The sequence below is a fragment of the Desulfurobacterium sp. TC5-1 genome, assembly GCF_000421485.1.
In the GTDB taxonomy this organism is placed as follows: Bacteria; Aquificota; Aquificia; order Desulfurobacteriales; family Desulfurobacteriaceae; genus Desulfurobacterium_A.
The window spans coordinates 216,685-235,857 of record NZ_ATXC01000001.1 but is presented as its reverse complement, the minus strand read 5'-3'; the positions used below and the strand labels follow the sequence as shown (position 1 = coordinate 235,857).

Below are 19,173 nucleotides of genomic sequence, written 5' to 3'. Positions count from 1 at the left end.
TCTAATATATTTCCTTAAACGGAACGTCAATAACAAAAGGGCAAATGGTATAATCTGCACTGAATTTCTAATCCTCTCGGAGGCAAAAACATGAACGCCTTAGCAATAATTTCCAAAAGTGGATTCATAGGATACATATTGCTTTTCCTGTCTATAGTGGCACTTGCCATAGTCATTGAAAAAATCCTGGTACTTAGATCATCAAAAATTGCACCTCCTGACGGAATAAGAACGATGGTACTGCTTTTATCGTCTGAAAAGATCGGAGACGTTATAGAATTTTGCAAAAGAAACAAGTTTTTGATTTCAGAAATCATAATAGAGGCGTTCAGAAACATTGGAGAAATATCAAGAACCAACTTCCTCAATGCATTTGAAGTAATAGCAAGAAAAAAAATAGCTGAACTTGAAAGGGGAATGACGCTACTTGCAACGATAGCAACTGTAGCACCTCTTTTAGGACTCCTTGGTACCGTAATTGGAATGGTTAAAATTTTCGGCGTTCTGGACACGGGAACAGCAGCAATGGCAAACCCTCAACAGCTCTCTGCAGGAATAGCAGAAGCCCTCTTGACAACGGTGCTTGGCCTCATAGTTGCCGTCCCGTCCTACGTTGCCTACAACCTCCTTCAGAGAAAACTTGACAAATTAATACTTGACATAGAGCAGGCCGGGGTAATAATTGCTAACAACCTGAAAGGCTTTAAACATTAAGGAGGTAAAAATGGAAGAACTGAAAAAGATAATTGAACAGGCATGGGAAAATAGAGAGCTTTTAAAAGATGAGAAAACGAAAGAGGCTATCAAAGAAGTAATCGCCCTTCTTGATGAAGGTAAGATAAGAGTAGCTGAAAGGGAAGGCGTGGGAAAGTGGAAGGTAAACGATTGGGTTAAGAAAGCAATTCTCCTGTTTTTCCCCATATCAGAAATGAAGGTAATGGAAGTTGGACCTTTTGAGTACTACGATAAAATTCCCCTCAAAAAAGACTGGGAAAGGCGCGGCGTAAGGGTCGTTCCACCTGCAACGGCAAGGTACGGTTCATACATAGAACCTGGTGCGATACTGATGCCATCTTACGTAAACATAGGTGCCTACGTAGGGAGCGGCACCATGGTTGATACGTGGGCAACCGTAGGTTCATGCGCACAGATAGGTAAAAATGTACACCTGTCAGGTGGCGTGGGAATCGGCGGTGTTCTTGAACCACCGGGCGCAAGACCGGTAATAATAGAAGACAATTGTTTTATAGGCTCAAGATGCATAATTGTTGAAGGCGCAGTGATAGAAGAAGAAGCTGTCCTTGGTGCTGGTGTCGTTATAACAGCTTCCACAAAAATTATTGACGTGACTGGCGACGAACCTGTCGAATATAAAGGAAGAATCCCGGCAAGAAGCGTGGTTATCCCGGGAACGAGAATTAAAAAGTTCCCTGCAGGTGAATACGGACTTCCTTGTGCTCTAATTATCGGAAAGAGGAAAGAATCTACCGATAAGAAAACTTCCCTTAACGAAGTCTTAAGAGAATTCAACCTTCCTGTATAACAGATGAGTTTCTGAGGGAAGGCATCCTCCTTCCCTCCTCATTATCTCCCATAAAGGCCAACCATTTCGGCCGTTGTAATAACGTGACCATCTACAGCTCTCAAAAGCTCAGATTTTGTTGCTCCGGCGGGCAAGCCTGTTGATTCAACATCAAGAGCAAGTAAAATGAAAAAGTACCTGTGAGGATTTCCGGGAGGCGGGCAAGGACCACCGTAACCTATCCTGCCAAAATCGTTGAGTCCCTGCTTTATTCCATATTCAAGATTACCGGCCGGAGGCACGTCCTCTGGTAAACCTTCGAAATCCCCCGGAATGTCGTAAATAACCCAATGTGTAAATGTCCCTGACGGTGCATCTGGATCCTCTACTATAAGGGCAAAACTCCGTACCCCTTCCGGAGGATCCAGGAACAGTAAACAGGGTGACACATCTTCACCATCACAGGTGTACTTTGAAGGAATAAATTCCCCATTCCCAAAGACGGTACTAACAATTTCCATGTTCCCCCCTCTAATCCGTTTAGATAGTTAAATCACAAAATCTACAGGCCTACCACACTCAGGACACTTACCGTTAGAGAAATTAACGGAGACTTCGTATCCTATCCTCTTAACAAGCAAAGCACCACAGGCAGGGCAGTAAGTTGACTCTCTCGTAGGTTCAATAACATTGCCGACATATACGTAGTATAAATACTCTTTACAAACATCGTAAGCCATGTTCAAAACCTCAACGGGTGTCGGTGCCGTATCCATTAACTTGTAAGCGGGGAAAAACCTTGAAAGGTGAAGAGGAGTATCTTTGCCAAGATTTTTAGCAATCCATTTTGCAAACGTTTCAAAGTATTCAGGGGTAAACTCATCAAAACGAGGAACTATCAACTTTGTAAGTTCAATATGTTTCCCCGCTTTTTTTATTTCTTCACAAACCTGCCAAACGTTCGGGTTGGGCATGGAAGAAAATTTAGCGTAATACTCTTTGGTCATACCCTTTAGATCAACATTAAAAGCATCAATCAACGGCAAAAGCTCTTTTAAAGGTTCAAGATTTATATTTCCGTTAGTTACCATCACGTTTACAAGACCTTTTTCTTTTATCATAGAGGCAGTATCCTTTACGTACTCAAACCAGACTATCGGATCGTTATAGGTGTAAGCTATACCGATTGAGTTATATCTTGAGGCGTAATCAACCGCCATCCGCGGCGGGAAAATTTCCCTATGTGTTTCCTGCCTTGAAATCTGCCAGTTCTGACACGAACGGCAGTCAAGGTTGCAACCGTTAGTACCGATGGAAAATATCACCTGCCCGGGATAAAAGTGGTAGAGAGGTTTTTTCTCAACAGGATCATAACCACCAGAAGCAATTTCTCCATAAACAGTTGATACGAGCCGTCCACCTACATTTTTCCTTACAAGACAAAAACCGCTCTGATCTTCCGCTATAACACACTCTCTCGGACATAAGAGACACTTGACTTTATGATTATCAAGAGGTTTCCAGTAAGCAGCTACTGCTAAAGCCATCTTCCCCCCTGATTTACAGAATTTTTCCCACTTCCTTAAATTTAAATATAACACTTTTATATCTAAAGGAGAAAATTTGAAGCTAATTGCTAAAATGTAATTAACCTCACAAATTATGTTGAAGGAGGAAACGTGATACTCATAACGGGGAAAAACGGTCAGCTGGCCGGGGAGTTTATCCGAAAATTAACGGAAAAAGGAACAGATTTCAAAGCTCTAAGCCACAAAGAACTTGATATCGGAAACCTTGATAGCGTTGTAAAAGCAGTAAGAGAACTTAAACCGGAAGTCATCATCAACTGCGCGGCCTACAACTTAGTCGATAAGGCCGAAGAAGAGTACGAAATTGCCTACAAAACCAACGCAATCGGCCCTGAAAACCTTGCCATAGCAGCAAAGGAAGCGGGTAGTTTTCTCATCCATTACAGTACAGACTATGTTTTTGACGGAAAAAAAGAAGACGGCCTGTACACAGAAAGCGACGAACCATCACCGGTAAATGAATACGGAAAAACAAAGCTTGAAGGTGAAAAACGGGTAATGGAAATAGGAAATGATTATTTAATTTTCAGAGTAAGCTGGGTTTACGGAAAGGGAAAACAGAATTTCATATATAAACTAACCCGGTGGGCAGAGAAGATGCCTTTTCTTAAAATTGTATGTGACGAATTTTCAGTACCTACATCTACCAGAACAATAGTTGACGTCACACTAAAGGCAGTCGAAGAAAGGCTGACAGGCCTTTACCATCTGGTCAATTCAGGATACACCTCAAGATTTGAATGGGCAAGATTAACTTTTAAACTTCTCAAACTGGATAAATTCATAAGACCCGTAACCTCTGACGCATTTAAACTTCCAGCAAAAAGGCCGGGATTCTCACCGATGAGCAACAAAAAATTGAGCAAAACACTTAACGTTGAAATTCCACCGTGGGAAGAAGCGCTTGAAAGATTCATAAAAGAGGGAGGCCTGACTTTATGAGTAATGTTATGAACGAACCAAAATGGTACATAGTTAGTATTAAACCAAGAAAGGAAAAGGTCGTTTTTGTCCAGTTTGAAAGAATAAACATTGAATACTTTTATCCTATCGTAAAGGTTAAAAAGAGAAAACTTTTAAAAGAAGAACCGTTGTTCCCAGGTTACATGTTTGCAAAGTTTTCAATAGCCGAGCACTTTAACAACGTCAGATACACAAGGGGCGTAAAAGATATCGTAAGATTTGGCAGAAACATACCGTATATAGACGAAAGCTTTATAGAAAACCTAAAAGAAAAAACAAACTCAATTATAGATTTCGAAAAAGCGGATCTGAAAGAAGGCGAGGTGGTAAAAATTAAGGAAGGACCCTTCAGGGGTTTAATAGGACAGGTGTTGAAACTCAAAAAAGGTGATGAAAGAGTTGTTCTCTTACTGAAAGCGGCTTCAATGTCTCCTAAAATAGAAATTCCAATCTCTTTTGTGGAAAAGGTAAGTTAAAAAAGGGGGCTTTTAAGCCCCCTTAAAAATCTCAGAATTCTCAGAATTAGTCAGCTTTTCCTTCAAACTTGTCCTTAACGTACTTAAGAACACCACCAGCCTTGATAATCTTAACCTGTCTTTCGTTCAGACCGTGCTTTGTTGGTATTGAAATACCTTTCGTTCTGTTAATAACGGTGATGATGTTGTCTTCACCGGGAGCAAAGTTTGAGGTATCAATCTCAAGGATGTCGCCCTGATCAATCTTGTCGTAATCTTCCGGATTAACGAAAACAAGCGGAAGAATACCAAAGTTGATAAGGTTAGCCTTGTGAATCCTTGCGTAAGATTTGGCAATAACAGCCTTAATACCAAGGTACATAGGACCAATAGCAGCGTGCTCCCTTGAAGAACCCTGACCGTAGTTTTCGCCACCAACGATAAATCCGCCGCCTTTTTCCTGTGCACGCTTGGCAAACGTTTCATCAACGACACTGTAAACATACTGAGAAATAGCAGGAATGTTTGAACGGAGCGGCAAGATTTTTGCACCACCAGGAATAATGTGGTCAGTTGTTATGTTATCACCAACTTTAAGGAGAACTTCTCCCTCAAGCTTGTCACCAAGAGGCTCTTTATAACCAACATAGTTGATTGTTGGTCCCTTCCATACTTCTACTTCATCCGGATCAGCAGCAGGCGCAAATATCATTGAATCATCAATATCAAAATTCTCAGGGAGGAATACCTTGATCTCTTCAAGGCCAAGGTCCCTTGGATCTGTCATTTCACCGGTCATAGCTATTGCAGCAGCCGTTTCTGGTGAAGCAAGGTAAACTTCAGCATCCTTGGTGCCGGAACGGCCAAGGAAGTTTCTGTTAAACGTTCTTACAGAAACCCCTCCAGATGGTGGTGAGAAGCCCATACCAATACATGGACCGCACGCACACTCAAGGAATCTAAATCCTGCTCTTAAAAGTACATCGTACATACCTTCTTTATCGATCATTCTGAGAACCTGCTTTGAACCGGGAGAAATGGCAGCAGATACCATTGGATGAACTCTATTTCCAGACTGCTCAAACATCTTTGCAACAGTCATAAGGTCTCTGTAAGAAGAGTTCGTACATGAACCGATAGCTACCTGATGAACCTTCAAACCTTCAAGCTCTTTTACCTTCTTAACCTGGTCAGGCATGTGTGGACATGCGATAAGAGGTTCAAGCTCTGAAAGGTCAATATCTATAACTTCGTCATACTCAGCGTCAGGATCGGCTTCAAGTCTTCTCCACTGAGCCTCTCTTCCCTGAGCCTTCATAAACGCATAAGTCTGCTCATCACTTGGAAAGATAGAAGTTGTAGCACCAAGCTCAGCACCCATGTTTGTAATGGTAGCTCTTTCAGGAACTGTGAGGTACTTAACACCTTCTCCGCCGTACTCAAATACCTTACCCACACCACCTTTAACGCTGAGTCTCCTTAAAAGCTCTAAAATAACGTCTTTCGCAGAAACAAAAGGTTTGAGTTTTCCGTAAAGGTTAACCCTTACAACTTTTGGCATGTTAAGGTAGAAAGGTTCGCCAGCCATTGCAAGTGCAACGTCCATACCACCGGCACCAATAGCAAGAGAACCAATACCACCGGCCGTCGGTGTGTGAGAGTCAGAACCTAAAAGTGTCTTTCCAGGAACGGCAAATCTCTCAAGATGAACCTGGTGGCAAATACCGTTTCCGGCTTTTGAGAAATAGATACCGTACTTGGCAGCTACTGTCTGAAGGAAAAGATGGTCATTAGCGTTTTCCGGGCCACCGGCCTGAAGTGTATTGTGGTCAACGTAAGAAACTGAAAGCTCTGTCTGAACCTTTGGAAGCCCCATACCTTCAAAGTGAAGGTACGCCATAGTTCCTGTTGCGTCCTGTGTTAGCGTCTGGTCAATTCTGATGGCGATTGGCTTTCCCGCCACCATCTCACCTTCTACAAGGTGAGTTTTGATTATCTTCTGCACGATGTTCAGTCCCATCGCTCCTCTCCTTGTCTGGTATATTTTTAGAAAAGTGTTTCTATCTCAAGCATCACGTCAATTATGTAAAAATTTTGTAAAAAAATCAAGGGAAAGTCCACAACATAAAAAAAGGGCACCCGAAGGTGCCCTTTCTCACAACTACAGAATTTACAAGAAACACTTAACTTATTACAACATGTACTGGAATCCGATAAATTTCTGATCCTTCCACCTTAACCACTAAATAGAAATCGATACTTGAAGGTAGAGAAGTCCCTGCTGGAGCGGTAAACGTAACCGTGAAATCAACCTTATCTGTTGAAGTAAGATCAATGCCGGTTAAAACAGACGGTGAAATCGAAGCAATAATTCCATAGGTATCACCAACCGGAACAAGTTCAACTGTTGCATTTCCAACTGTAGCGTTGGCAAGAGACTCAAGAGCCGCAACAATTTCTGAGCTGTTACTGCTCATAGTATAAACTATACCGTGAGTTGCATTTGCTATCTCTCCAGTAGCAGGTTCTATTTGATAAATATCATCAACTGTATAATTACCATCCCAGTCGTAGTCATATCCTGCGAAAAGGAAACTGATACTTACACCGGTACTGTTTGCAGCATCTATCACATCTGTAACATTTGCCGGATAAGGATAAGGAGTTCCATCTGAACCTACATCTGTTGGCCTGTGGAATGCAGCATCCGTAGAAACAACGAGAAGATGAATCCTGCCGGCTCCCCATCCCGGATCCGTTGCGTTTATCGTGGCATTTTCACATGTACCGTTACAAACAACACCTTCACCTGTTATAGCCTGATACATGGCTTCTAACTGAGCTTCCGGATAATCATTTCCGCTATAAATAGTTAAATTATCAACCTTTTCAGAAAATGCCGTAAAGTTAGAAGTCAAAGGTAGCTCAAGCTTGTAACCGTAATCACCGGTCCAGCCGAAGTCACTGCACGGAGCATCCACGAAACTTGCAAGCCCCACCCTTAAATCGCTTATCTTCGTTTTAAGGGCATTTACAATCGCTTCCGTATTGTTCTGCCACGTAGAAAGGTCATCTCCAAAACTTCCACTCAAATCAACAAGCCACAGAACATCCACACCAACATCACCCGTTTCCGGATCTGGCAAATCAACAGTCACGGTTTTTGTAACTGTTGCCCCAGGAGAAAGTGTAATTGAAACTGTTTCATTTGCACCTGTTGGCGGAGTTACCGTTTCTCCGCCTCCTCCACAACCGGCTAAAATGAAGACACCTGCAGCAAGCAACGAGGCAAATTTCGTACGCATGATACCTCCTTGTTATGGGGTTTTAACTTAAAAAAAACTTATATTTCTAAAACTTAATATATAGACTTCCTTGAAAATTGCAATTCATATTCCCATCAACCAAAACATTACATTTACCAAGTCAAAGCCATAAATTTTAACGAGCAAAAGTATAAGGAGGTCTTAAACATGGTTATTGTTGCCCTCGACTTCCCCGACAAAGGGACTGCGATTGAAACAGTTGATAAACTTAAAGGAAAAATTAGAACATTCAAAGTTGGCCTTGAACTATTTTTAAGAGGGGGATTCAGCGTTGTAAAAGAAATCCACAACAGAGGATGCGGCGTTTTCCTCGACTTAAAGTTTCACGACATTCCCAATACCGTGTGCGGTGCAGCAAAAGTAGCAATAGAAAACGAAGTTTTCATGTACAACGTTCACACCCTCGGAGGATTTGAATTTTTAAAAAAGGTGGCAGACTTTAACAGGGAATATGCCGAAAAGATGGGGGTAAAAAGACCTCTGCTGATTGGCGTTACCATTTTAACCAGCATGGATAAAAATGATCTAAAAACAATAGGGGTAGAGGGAGATGTCGAAAGCGAAGTGCTGAGACTTGCCGAAATAGCAAAGAAGGCGGGACTTGACGGTGTTGTATGTTCCCCGAAAGAGATAAAACTCATAAAAGAGAACTTCGGAGAAGGTTTTATAACAGTAACACCCGGCATCAGACCGGAATGGGCGGCAAAAAATGACCAGAAGAGAATCATGACACCTTCTCAGGCGAAACGTGCCGGAACGGATTTCATTGTCGTTGGAAGACCGATAACGGCAGCGGAAAACATGGAAGAAGCGGCAGAAAGGATACTTAAAGAGATTGAAACGGTATAATTAAAAAAATAGTATAAGAGGAAAGGGATGAAAACACTTAAACATCACATGCCAACAAAAGTAATATTTGGAAGAAAAACGTTTCTAAAGCTGAAGGACGAATGTGAAAGTGCCGGACTTGATACTTCAAAAGTAGCCGTAATATGTGGAAAATCAGCCCTGCGCAATGGCTATGCCGACTTTGTGAAAAAGCAGTTTGAAAACGTTGAAACATTTGACGATGTAATGCCTGACCCATCGGTGGAACTTGCAAAAGAACTCACAGAAAAGGTAAAAGACTTCAATCCTTCCCTCATTGTGGCAATTGGAGGAGGAAGCGCCATTGATCTTGCAAAGGTTATTTCCGGTCTCTTAAACAATGAAGGAGATGTGGAAGAATTTATCGGAGTACCTGAGTGCTTTAAAAAGCCAGCCGTTCCCCTCGTTGCCGTACCAACAACAAGTGGTTCGGGCTCAGAAGTAACACCATACGCCGTACTGACAAACAAAAAAGAGTGGAAAAAAGCGCCTCTTATAAGCAGCTATCTTTTCCCTGTAATCGCAATTGATGATCCCGAACTTACAGTGACCATGCCGCCCCACGTAACGGCAAACACGGGTATAGACGCACTTACCCACTGTATAGAAGCTTTAGTTTCCAAAAGAGCAACCCCAATATCAAAACTCTATTCTCTTGAAGGTATTAAGCTAATAACAAAATATCTACCGCGTGCTTTTGGAAATCCAAGAGACATAGAAGCGAGAGAAAAAGTTATGCTCGGAAGCATGCTCGGTGGAATGGCGATAACGGATGCGGGGGCAGGACTTGTCCACACATTGGCACACATCCTTGGTGTCATGTATGACATACCCCACGGACTTGCAAATGCCATGTTCCTCTCACCAGTCCTTGAATTCTACGGACTTTCCGCAAAAGATGAACTTCTATCTATTGGCAGAGCTATGGGAATAGAAAGCAGTAACGTTTATGAAATCGTGAAAAAGATAGAAGATTTCCTGAGATTTTTGGGTAAACCAGAAACACTCAGACCGCTCGGTGTAAGTGAAGACGACATAAGCAGTTTCGTATCGCTTGCAATGGCCAAGAAAATCTTAATGGCAAACCTCCCCAGGATACCGTCAGAAAAGGACATCCGTATTATTCTTGAAAAATTGCTTAAAAGCAGTTGACACCTATAAGGAATAATCCTATATTTTCTGCTACGCAAGACAGTTGCGGGAGTGGCGGAATCGGCAGACGCGCTGTCTTGAGGGGGCAGTGCCCTTACGGGCGTGCGGGTTCAAATCCCGCCTCCCGCACCATTTCAATATTTCTCTCTAAGGAGAGTGTACCTCTTCCACATCACAGGATTTCTCATAAAAATACCGATCGATACACATCCGCTCTTTTCTTTCACAGTCATGTGTTTCATTTGATGTAATCCTGACGGTTGGCAGGTATCTGAAGTCTGGTTGAGCCAAATTTGAGTGAGCACCGAAGGTGGTAGCTGCATACCCGCCTGTTATGTGCTGTAGAAGAGCAACTATCATTCCTGGAATATTAAAAGCTATAATAAAAGTTACCTATCTGCTTGTGTGCACAAGATTGGCAAAATACATAACTCCCGTCAATCAATAGAAACAAAAGTGCCCCTATCTTTCACGTAAGATATAAACCGCCTGTAAACAGGATGGAAAGAGAGTGTCTCACTGTTTCCTATCCCTATAAGTTTTCTGCGGGCCCTTGTAATGGCAACGTTTAGTCTTCTCATATCCTTTAAAAAGCCTATCTCTCCACTCTCATTGGAACGAACGAAAGAAATAACTATTACCTCCTTTTCCCTTCCCTGAAAACCGTCAACAGAATTAACTTCTACTTTTAAATCTCTCTCCGTTAGAAGCTCTTTTATCAGTTTAACCTGATTTGCGTAAGGTGTAATTATTCCTATATCTTTCTTGGACACGCCCATATCAACAAGATGAGAAACAAGACTAACCGCAAGCCTTGCCTCTTCGTAATTTTCATAAGAAGTGCTCCCTTCCGGCTTAAATTCAAACGCGTTTATCTTAGACGTGTCAACAAAGGTTAAAGCTTCTTCAGGATTCAGAATATTTCTGCAAGATTCAGGTACTTTTAAAATCTCAACTCTAAAATCAGCAAGTGTATGGTTTTTAACCGAATCAGCCGCAATAAGTCTTCCTTCGTAAAACTCTTTTGACGGAAATTCCATTATCTTTTCATTCATCCTGTATTGAACAGTAAGCATAGTGGAAAGGTCCTTATGCTCCGATATGAGTCTTTCAAAAAGCGTCTTTTCCAGCTCTTTTGCATCCTCACTGGTAACAGTTGGTGGTAACTGTTTATGATCACCAGCAATGTAGAACCTTTTAGCCCTCATAACAGGAATAAGCGTAGAAGGTTCAACTTGTTGGCTTCCTTCATCTACAACAGCAACATCAAACTCAAAACCTTCAAGCAGTTCAGACTTAACCATTGAATTTGTCGCAATAACAACATCCGCGTCAGCAATAATCTCTCTAAAAAGTTGTGCTTCCATCTCTTTCAAGGCTTTTATTCTGATGTCTATCTCGTAATTTATCAAAAGCCAGTTCGCCATAGAACGGATTTTCTTTGCCGGCACACCTCTAAATGACTTCCCTTTCTTTCCTAAATGGATAATCTCTTCATCACTCATCCCCCTTCTTAAGGCAGGAACAGGCTTTAAAAAGTTATCCCTCTTTTCTATCAGTTCTCTTACTTTTTCCCAGCCTTTTCTTATGACTTCACTTTTCTCATGTTCTTCAAAAAGTGCAAAGATGGAAAACCGCTCAAGCTCTTCAAGAACCCTTGCAGGATGACCAATTCTTACAAGTTTTAAATCCGAATATTTAGATAGGTTCAACAAAATATTATCTGCAGCGATGTTTGAATCTGCTGTGGCAAGCACCTTTTCCTTTCTCTTCACTAATTGAACAATCAATTCTGTTATTGTACTGGTCTTCCCTGTCCCCGGCGGGCCATGGACAAGATAAAAGTCCGGTGAACCAAGAGCAGCACTAACGGCCATCTTCTGAGAATCATTAAGCTTTTCATTAACAGGAATAAAAGGCTCTCTTTCGGACAGAGAAGGTCTTTTTAAACCCAAAATAATATTCCTTAATACCCTCTTCCTCCCAAAAGCGTGACGAACTTCTTCTAAATTCTCCTCCATCCTCTTAAATGTGATATCGTTAACGTAAAGGTCAAGCCTGACACCTTTTTTATAAACCCACTGGGGTGGCCTATTATCAAATGCGACTGTAATCGTTTTTTCAGTTACTCTAATAACTGTTCCAAGAAGATCACTTTTAAGCGGATTTCCACGACTGACAAGGACTATATCACCGTTTCCAATCTCCGTATCTATAGACTTCTCCCTGTAAAACCTGACAAGATGAAGATGAAACTTCATACCGGCACGAACACCTTTAAGGTCTAAAATTGCCCTTCCCAAAAGTTCTCTCTCTCTACCAGATAACCTCTTTATCTCTTCTTCCTGGAATTCCATCTCCGCAAGTCTTTCTATATCTATAAGATATTTAAAATGTTCAACATAATTGTGAACTGTCTTTATCTCCCGCTCTGTCTCCTCGTCAGGAACAAAATCCTCATAAGCCTTCGTTAAAGATTCATCCTTCAAATAGACCAGGGCTGACAGATTCGCTATGAAAACACTCTTTATATCATGCTTCCTTAACCCGATCTTTTTAAGTTCGCGGTAGAGTCTCTTCTCATCCGTAACACCGTTTATCAAAATTGGCATCTTCACCTCTCGCAAAAATTCGTTTATGCTTCTAATATACGACTGACAGAAAACTTTTCACTTTCTAAACCTTTCAAAGGTTGATTTAATTGTTATAATATTTTTCTAACAGTTTCAAAACAACCACCGGGTGGCTTATGGCAGAAAACACAGAAAAGAAAGAAATAAAGTCAACAGGGAGGATTACAGGCGCGCAGAAAGCGGCCATTCTCATACTTTCTCTGCCAGAAGATGAAGCGGCAAACGTTCTAAAAAAGATGAAAGAACATGAAATAGAGAAGTTAGTAAAATCCATGTTCTCCCTTGGACCTGTAAACAAGGAACTCGTAAAACTTGTTCTTGAAGAAGCTTACGGTAAACTTACGCAGCTTGCTCCTCTAAAAGTTGCTCCTGATAACCTAAGGAAGCTGCTTGAAAAGGCGTTACCGCCTGAAAAGTACAGAGAACTACTTGAAAGCACAATGTTCTCTGAAAACAAAAAGATGGTGTTTAAAGAACTTGAAAAACTTGACCCGAAATTCATTGCAAAACTGATAGAGAAAGAACACCCTCAGATAATTGCCATTGTCCTGTCCCAGATAAAACCGCAAAAAGCAGCTGAAATTATCCAGTACCTTCCTAAACGCCTGGGTGTTACAAACGTTAGAGATGAAGTAATAAAAAGACTGGCAACACTTGAGAAGATATCAACAAACACGTTAAAGCTTGTCACTGAAGCTTTAGAAGAAGAACTTATAACAGTGGGCGCTGGAAAAGAACAGACATTAAGCGGTGTTGATATAGCGGCAGAAATTGTTAACGCACTTCCAAAAGAACTTGCCAACGAAATTCTTGAAGATATAAGGAAGGAAAACGAAAGTCTGGCAGATTCCATTGAAGAAAGAATGTTCAAATTTGAAGACATTCTTAAACTTGATAACCGTGCAATTATTGAAATCCTCAAAGCAGTTGAGAAAAACGATCTTATCCTTGCACTTAAAGGCGCACCTGAAGAAATTGTCAACAAGTTCCTGTCTAACATGTCCAAACGTGCCGCCCAGATGCTTATGGAAGACATGGAAGCACTTGGACCTGTTAGAAAATCTGACGTTGAAAAAGCAAGGAAGAAGATTATTATGGTCATAAAACAGCTTGCAGCTGAAGGTAAAATAGACATCGGCGGTTCTGAAGAACTGGTGTAAGGAGGAAGCGTGGCAGAAGATTTCCTCTCCCAGGAAGAGATAGATGCTCTTTTAGGGGAAGATAAAGATAATAAGGAAGAAAATACCGAAGCCAAAAAAATAAGGCCTTTTGATTTTTCTGAACTTGAACAAATAAAGAAAGGAGATGTCCCCGGCCTTGAACTTATATTTGAAAGGTGGATTAAAATTTTCAGCGAAAGAATAAGAGGTTTAGTACCAAGAATCTCCATGGTAAGCAAGAACAGCATTTATATAACAAAATTTGACAACTTTATGTCAAAAATTCCTTTACCATCAAGCTACAGCATAGTAAGCATGAAACCATTAAAAGAAAATTTCCTCTTTGTTCTTGACTCAAGGTTAGTTTTCGTAATTATAAGTGTAATGTTCGGAGGCCCTGCAAAACCATTCAAGGTAGAAGGAAGAGATTTCACAAGACTTGAAACAAAAATCATAAGCGATTTCGTTGATATAGCTCTTGAAACATTTGAAGACATCTGGAAAGAGTTTTATCCTGTAAAAATAGACCTGAAATCAATAGAGTTAAACCCTACTCTGGCAAGAATCGTATCACCTAACGATAAAGTTATAGTTGTAGAATGCAACATGGATATAGAAGGTTACGAGGCACCTTTTTTCTTCTGTTTCCCACAGGATCTGTTCCTGCCCATAAAAGACATGATCTTTTCAGAGACAGGGTTTACCAAAAAAGATCCTGTGTGGGATAGAGAACTTATAAGAAAGTTAAAACACCTTAAGCTCAACCTTTACCTTGAACTTGAAAAGAAAAAAGTAAAAGTCAAAGAACTTGTTAACTGGAAAGCTGGTGATAAGATTCTTCTTTCTGTAACAAAAGGTGATGAACTTTTACTTTACGTGGAGGATAAACCAAAATTTAGGGCAAAAATGGGTAAAATAAAGGATAAATACGCAGCACTTATAACAGACACAGCTATTGAGAGGAACAGAAATGGCAGAGGAGAAGCAGAATCAACAGGAAGTGAACCAAAATCAGACGGAACAGAATCAACAGAGTGAGTTATCTCAAGAAGAAATTGCCGCGCAATGGGAGCAGGCTCTTTCTCAGCAGGAAGCGGATAAAGAGCAGAAAGAGAAATCTGCTGAAACTGAAGACTCTTCATCAAAGGAAACACCTGCTGAAGACGTAATGGCTGACTGGTCTCAAGCTTTAGCAGAACAACAGGAAGCTGAAAAAATAGCCTGTCCGGAACTTGAAAAGATGGAACTTTTAGCAGACATACCTGTTGAAATATCCGTGGAAGTGGGCAACACAGAGATGACATTAGAAGATATTTTGAACCTTCACCCAAACAGCATCGTTGAACTTGACAGACATATAAACGAACCAGTTGACATAAAGGTTAATGGAAAGTTAGTTGCAAAAGGTGAACTTTACGTTGTGGAAGACCAATACGGAATAAAAATAACACAGATTGTAACACCCGAAGAGCGACTCAAACTGATAGATTACTAACTTAATCAATACATCTTCTCAAAATCGGAGGACTATCAATGGCGGAAGTGGCCTTCCTGCTTGATCTTGAGGGAACACTTGTAAAAGATAAATCCTATACACCTTTCCCTGAAGCTCTTGAATTCACCGAAAAACTTGACTCCATGGGCATACCATGGATAGTCGCAACCAACAACTCAACCGAAAAACCTTCAGAACTAATAGAAATACTGAAAAGTAAAGGTTTTAACGTAAACGAAAAGAAACTCTTATCGCCATCATTTCTTGCAGTGGATACATTGAAAAAGGAAGGCGTAAAATCCATATACTTCTTGGGCACAGAAAAAATAAAATCGTTCCTGAGAGAAAGCGGCTTTGAAGTAAAAGATGACTACAACGTTGATGCAGTGGTAGTTGGAAGGGACAAAGAAGTTGACTTTAAAAAACTAAAAACGGCCACATCGGCAATCGTTTTAAACAGCGCAAAGCTTTTCTCGTATCACATGAACAGAATTATCCTTGACAGGGACGGCCTTGTAAGTCCAAGTGTCGGTGCAATAGCGACCTGCCTTTCGTATGCGGGAAACTGCCCCGTTGTATCCTTTGGAAAACCTTCAAAACTCTACTTTGAAAGAGCATTTGAACTTGTAGGAATAAAGGAGCCTTCAAAAATCTATATGGTAAGTGACGACCCGTTCTCGGACCTTGCTGGTGGAAAAGAAGCTGTTGGCTTTAAAACTGTTTTCGTCCTTTCCGGAAAGTACTCTTCACCGGACATTTTAAACTCAATCGATGAGAACCTTCGTCCCGACTACGTATTTAAAACCATAAAAGAATGTGAAAGGTTATTAAAATGATAAAAATAGCAGCTACTCTGTTTATAGTCTGGACCCTGCTCCTCTTAACACCGGGGCCAGACTTCATATTAGTTATGAAAAACACCATCAGCGGTGGCTACAAAAACGGTTTTCTAACAATTTTGGGAATTACAACAGGTATTGTCATCCATACACTTACTGCAGTATTTGGTATCTGCCTTCTATCACAAAACCCGACGCTGTTTAAAATCGTTAAATCGGCTGGTTCTTTATATCTTATATACATAGGCATATCGGGATTTCTTCAAATGAGAAAAAGAATAGACAGATTTGAAATAAAAAGTGAAAAAACTTTAACATCGAGCAGAAAAAATTTCCGTGAAGGATTTTTCTGCAACATTTTAAATCCCAAGTTACCCCTTATACTTTTAGGTATATTCACCCAGCTAATACCGCCTCAAACACCAGCACCTGTGAAACTTCTCTTCGGTGCGGAAATAGTAGCAACAAGTTTCATAATGTGGAACATGGTTTCTCTCTTTTTTGGCAACAAACGTGTCCTTGATAAACTTTCAAAATTTGAAAGAGAAATTCTGTTCACTGCAAATTTAGTGCTTATACTCCTTGGCGGATACGAGTTGATATCTTAAAACAAACCCATAAATTTAAAAATAGAAAAGAAATCTGGAGGAATCATGGGAACGAGAGGAAGAGCACTTGTTGGCGAACATGCGGACAAAATTGTTGAAATGCTCAACAAAGCCCTGTGTGATGAATGGCTTGCCTATTATCAGTACTGGATAGGTTCAAAAGTTGTAAAGGGACCCATGAAAGATGCAGTAATAGCAGAGTTGGTTCAGCACGCAACCGATGAGCTAAGGCATGCCGATATGCTTGTAACAAGAATTCTTGAGCTTGGCGGAACACCGATATTAACGCCAAAAGAATGGTTTGAAAAGACAAACTGCGGATATGAAACACCCGATGACCCGTTTGTGAGAAAAATCCTTGAACAGAACGTAAGGGGAGAACAGTGTGCAATTGATACCTACAGTGAAATATTGAAATTTACAAAGGATATAGATCCTATCACTTACAATCTTGTCCTTCAAATACTTACCGATGAGGTTGAACACGAAGAGGACCTTCAGGCCCTCCTTGAAGACCTTGAAAATCTGAAATTTATAAGATAAGAGCCGGAATTTTTTCCGGCTTTACCTTTCTGTTAAAAAAGAGACCACTTTCGCCATGAGAAGCGGCTCTGTAAATGCGGGAATGCCGTTTTTCTCAACATACTTTATGCCATTTTTTACAGAAAATCCTCCTATAAAACAGGGAAAAACGGGTTTAGCTACCCTTTTTTGAAAATCTACTATCTCACGTGCAATAAAGTGGATATCGGTCATGTATTGAGGCGTCACAACCACAAAGGCAACATCCCAATCAAGGTTTTCAACTGCTTTAAACGTTTTTTCATACCTTAAAGAAGTGGCATCACCAAGTATATCTATTGGATTTATGCGGCTCCACCCTTTAGGAAGGAAAGAGCTAAGCTTTTTCTTAATCGGTTCAATATCAATCAGCAAAAATCCATACAAAGAAAGGTAGTCGGCAAGAAGTGCCCCAAATCCTCCTGCATTAGTGATAACAACCGCTCTATTACCCTTTAATTTCCCATAACATGATAAAACTCGTGAACACTCAAGAGCTTCATCAACACTATCAACAACAATACCTCCCTTTAACGTTACCACATCTTTAAAAACTCTATAATCACCGGCAAGGGCACCTGTGTGGGAAGATGTAGCCTTTTTTCCCTCACTACTTCTACCGGCTTTTATAAAAACAACCGGTCTCCTCTTTAAAATGGAAAACAGCAACTCTCCGTCTTTTATTTCTTCAACGTAGACCATAAAAACACGGTTTCTTTCACTATCTGAAAGGGACTGAAGCAAAGAGGTAACTGAAATATCAACCTGATTTCCAAGGCTGAAAACAGAAGAAAAACCAAAATCCTCTTCAAGTGCTTTATCCAAAATAGCGGTAATGATTGCACCACTCTGGGATATAAAAGTCACATTACCTCTTTCGGGCATAACCTTTGAAAATGAAGCATTCAAACCAATAGAAGGAATTATAAAACCAAGCGTGTTAGGACCTAAAATCCTTATACTGTAATTTCTGGCTATAGCCTTTATTTCTTTCTCAAGTAGCTTTCCCTCTTCTCCTCTCTCACCAAATCCGGCAGAAATGATAACTGCAAGCTTTACGCCTTTCTCACCACACTCCCTCAAAACTTCAGGAACTAAAGGCGCAGGGACAGCTATAACAGCACAGTCCACATTATCTTTGACTGTTAAAACAGACGGGAAACACTTTTTTCCATTTATTTCACTATACTTTGGATTAACTGCAAACACTTTTCCCGAAAAATCTGAAAGATTCTTTAAAAGGGCATAGCCTACAGAACCTTCCCTCTTTGAAGCACCTATAACGGCAACTGACTCAGGACAAAAGATATCAGAAGGAACAGGCGTTGCTTCTTTTTCTTTTTCAAAAACATCCCCTATAAAGCCCTTACCATCGGCAGGAAGGACAAAATCCCCTCCTATAAAAAGGGGATTTATCTCAATTTCTTCTATCTCCGGGAAAATTCCGGGAATCTTTAAAAAATTAAAAACAAAATCTATAAAAAGTTCTTCATTGCCTCTTTTATTCCTGTATCCTTTAATGAGTTTTAAAAGTCTTGTCTTTTTAAGTGCCTTTCCAATCTCACTACGTGTGGCAAACGCCGGCAGAAAAACGACATCATCTAAAAACTCAACGAAGAAACCACCCGTTCCAAAACCTCCAACAAAACCAAAAGAAGAATCTCTCTTAAGAGTTAGAAAAGCCTCTATACCTTCTACTTTTTCCTCTACTATAAAGCATTCTGCATCGGGAAAACGCATTGAAAGAGTATTAATGGCCTCTTTCAAAGCTCTCTCATCAGAACATTCAATAACTCCGCCAGCTTCCGTTTTGTGAATAGGTTTTCTAACGACAGGCTTAACTATAGCGGGAAAGTAATTCCAATCAAGATTATCCACACTGTGAAAAACCTTATGCCGTACCACCGGCAGTCCCACTTTACCAAGAATTTCATAAATTTCAGGTTCTGTTATAAATTTCATTGCCCCTCCAAAACAAGACCTCTTACATTTAAATATACCTT

General features: G+C 40.6%; 18 protein-coding genes and 1 tRNA gene. 13 read left to right on the top strand and 6 right to left on the bottom strand.

All coding sequences use genetic code 11. The features are described 5' to 3' along the window. Positions 1-90: 90 nt before the first annotated feature. Together H153_RS0101195 and H153_RS0101190 are read left to right on the top strand one after the other, a co-directional pair. Positions 91-714 (top strand): MotA/TolQ/ExbB proton channel family protein, encoded by a 624-nt coding sequence (locus tag H153_RS0101195; RefSeq protein WP_022846306.1) that lies wholly within the window; start codon positions 91-93, stop codon positions 712-714. 10 nt (positions 715-724) lie between these two features. Next, on the top strand, positions 725-1,543 hold the full coding sequence (locus H153_RS0101190; RefSeq protein ID WP_022846305.1) for a 2,3,4,5-tetrahydropyridine-2,6-dicarboxylate N-succinyltransferase: 819 nt from the start codon (positions 725-727) through the stop codon (positions 1,541-1,543). A 41-nt stretch (positions 1,544-1,584) separates the two neighbouring features. On the opposite strand, the gene H153_RS0101185 is transcribed toward H153_RS0101190, so the two are convergent. Next, positions 1,585-2,043 carry a YbhB/YbcL family Raf kinase inhibitor-like protein gene (locus H153_RS0101185; protein ID WP_022846304.1) on the bottom strand — a complete coding sequence of 153 codons (459 nt, stop codon included), beginning with the start codon at positions 2,041-2,043 and terminating at the stop codon, positions 1,585-1,587. Positions 2,044-2,070: 27 nt separating this feature from the next. Then, the gene (gene amrS, locus H153_RS0101180; RefSeq protein WP_022846303.1) at positions 2,071-3,069 is read right to left on the bottom strand and encodes an AmmeMemoRadiSam system radical SAM enzyme; all 999 of its coding nucleotides are present in this window, start codon (positions 3,067-3,069) and stop codon (positions 2,071-2,073) included. A 132-nt stretch (positions 3,070-3,201) separates the two neighbouring features. Here amrS and rfbD point away from each other — a divergent pair, with 132 nt between their 5' ends. After that, complete coding sequence (gene rfbD / locus H153_RS0101175) at positions 3,202-4,053, top strand: dTDP-4-dehydrorhamnose reductase (RefSeq protein ID WP_022846302.1); 852 nt, start codon at positions 3,202-3,204, stop codon at positions 4,051-4,053. After that, entirely contained in the window at positions 4,050-4,550 is a 501-nt protein-coding gene (locus H153_RS0101170; protein ID WP_022846301.1) for a transcription termination/antitermination NusG family protein, read from the top strand. Before rfbD ends, H153_RS0101170 begins: the two co-directional genes overlap by 4 nt. A gap of 46 nt (positions 4,551-4,596) precedes the next feature. Here the strand turns inward: H153_RS0101170 and H153_RS0101165 are convergent, their stop codons facing one another. Next, entirely contained in the window at positions 4,597-6,549 is a 1,953-nt protein-coding gene (locus H153_RS0101165) for an aconitate hydratase (protein WP_022846300.1), read from the bottom strand. A 163-nt stretch (positions 6,550-6,712) separates the two neighbouring features. Then, positions 6,713-7,834 carry a hypothetical protein gene (locus H153_RS08920; protein ID WP_022846299.1) on the bottom strand — a complete coding sequence of 374 codons (1,122 nt, stop codon included), beginning with the start codon at positions 7,832-7,834 and terminating at the stop codon, positions 6,713-6,715. Between the two features lie 168 nt (positions 7,835-8,002). Here H153_RS08920 and pyrF point away from each other — a divergent pair, with 168 nt between their 5' ends. The 3 genes from pyrF to H153_RS0101145 all read left to right on the top strand — a co-directional run bounded on the left by pyrF (position 8,003) and on the right by H153_RS0101145 (position 10,006). Further along, positions 8,003-8,704: an orotidine-5'-phosphate decarboxylase gene (gene pyrF / locus H153_RS0101155; RefSeq protein ID WP_022846298.1), complete on the top strand. Its 702-nt coding sequence runs from the start codon at positions 8,003-8,005 to the stop codon at positions 8,702-8,704. Positions 8,705-8,731: 27 nt separating this feature from the next. Next, positions 8,732-9,874: an iron-containing alcohol dehydrogenase gene (locus H153_RS0101150; protein ID WP_022846297.1), complete on the top strand. Its 1,143-nt coding sequence runs from the start codon at positions 8,732-8,734 to the stop codon at positions 9,872-9,874. Positions 9,875-9,919: 45 nt separating this feature from the next. Continuing rightward, a tRNA-Leu gene (locus H153_RS0101145) sits at positions 9,920-10,006 on the top strand. Between the two features lie 305 nt (positions 10,007-10,311). On the opposite strand, the gene H153_RS0101140 is transcribed toward H153_RS0101145, so the two are convergent. Next, positions 10,312-12,486 carry an IGHMBP2 family helicase gene (locus H153_RS0101140; protein WP_022846296.1) on the bottom strand — a complete coding sequence of 725 codons (2,175 nt, stop codon included), beginning with the start codon at positions 12,484-12,486 and terminating at the stop codon, positions 10,312-10,314. A 137-nt stretch (positions 12,487-12,623) separates the two neighbouring features. On the opposite strand from H153_RS0101140, the gene fliG reads away from it, so the two are divergent. The 6 genes from fliG to H153_RS0101110 are packed head-to-tail and all read left to right on the top strand — an operon-like array spanning position 12,624 to position 17,152. Further along, positions 12,624-13,667, top strand: a complete 1,044-nt coding sequence (fliG, locus tag H153_RS0101135) for a flagellar motor switch protein FliG (protein ID WP_022846295.1) — start codon at positions 12,624-12,626, stop codon at positions 13,665-13,667. A gap of 9 nt (positions 13,668-13,676) precedes the next feature. Further along, positions 13,677-14,705: a flagellar motor switch protein FliM gene (gene fliM / locus H153_RS0101130; protein ID WP_022846294.1), complete on the top strand. Its 1,029-nt coding sequence runs from the start codon at positions 13,677-13,679 to the stop codon at positions 14,703-14,705. After that, on the top strand, positions 14,638-15,162 hold the full coding sequence (gene fliN / locus H153_RS10230; RefSeq protein WP_022846293.1) for a flagellar motor switch protein FliN: 525 nt from the start codon (positions 14,638-14,640) through the stop codon (positions 15,160-15,162). Before fliM ends, fliN begins: the two co-directional genes overlap by 68 nt. Before the next feature lie 38 nt (positions 15,163-15,200). Then, positions 15,201-15,998: an HAD-IIA family hydrolase gene (locus tag H153_RS0101120; RefSeq protein ID WP_022846292.1), complete on the top strand. Its 798-nt coding sequence runs from the start codon at positions 15,201-15,203 to the stop codon at positions 15,996-15,998. Beyond that, a complete protein-coding gene (locus H153_RS0101115; protein WP_022846291.1) occupies positions 15,995-16,609 on the top strand; it encodes a LysE family translocator in 615 nt (204 codons plus the stop codon). The genes H153_RS0101120 and H153_RS0101115 overlap by 4 nt, the downstream gene beginning before the upstream one ends. A gap of 45 nt (positions 16,610-16,654) precedes the next feature. Further along, on the top strand, positions 16,655-17,152 hold the full coding sequence (locus H153_RS0101110; protein WP_022846290.1) for a ferritin-like domain-containing protein: 498 nt from the start codon (positions 16,655-16,657) through the stop codon (positions 17,150-17,152). Positions 17,153-17,173: 21 nt separating this feature from the next. On the opposite strand, the gene H153_RS0101105 is transcribed toward H153_RS0101110, so the two are convergent. Continuing rightward, positions 17,174-19,132: an acetate--CoA ligase family protein gene (locus H153_RS0101105; protein WP_022846289.1), complete on the bottom strand. Its 1,959-nt coding sequence runs from the start codon at positions 19,130-19,132 to the stop codon at positions 17,174-17,176. Positions 19,133-19,173: the final 41 nt, after the last annotated feature.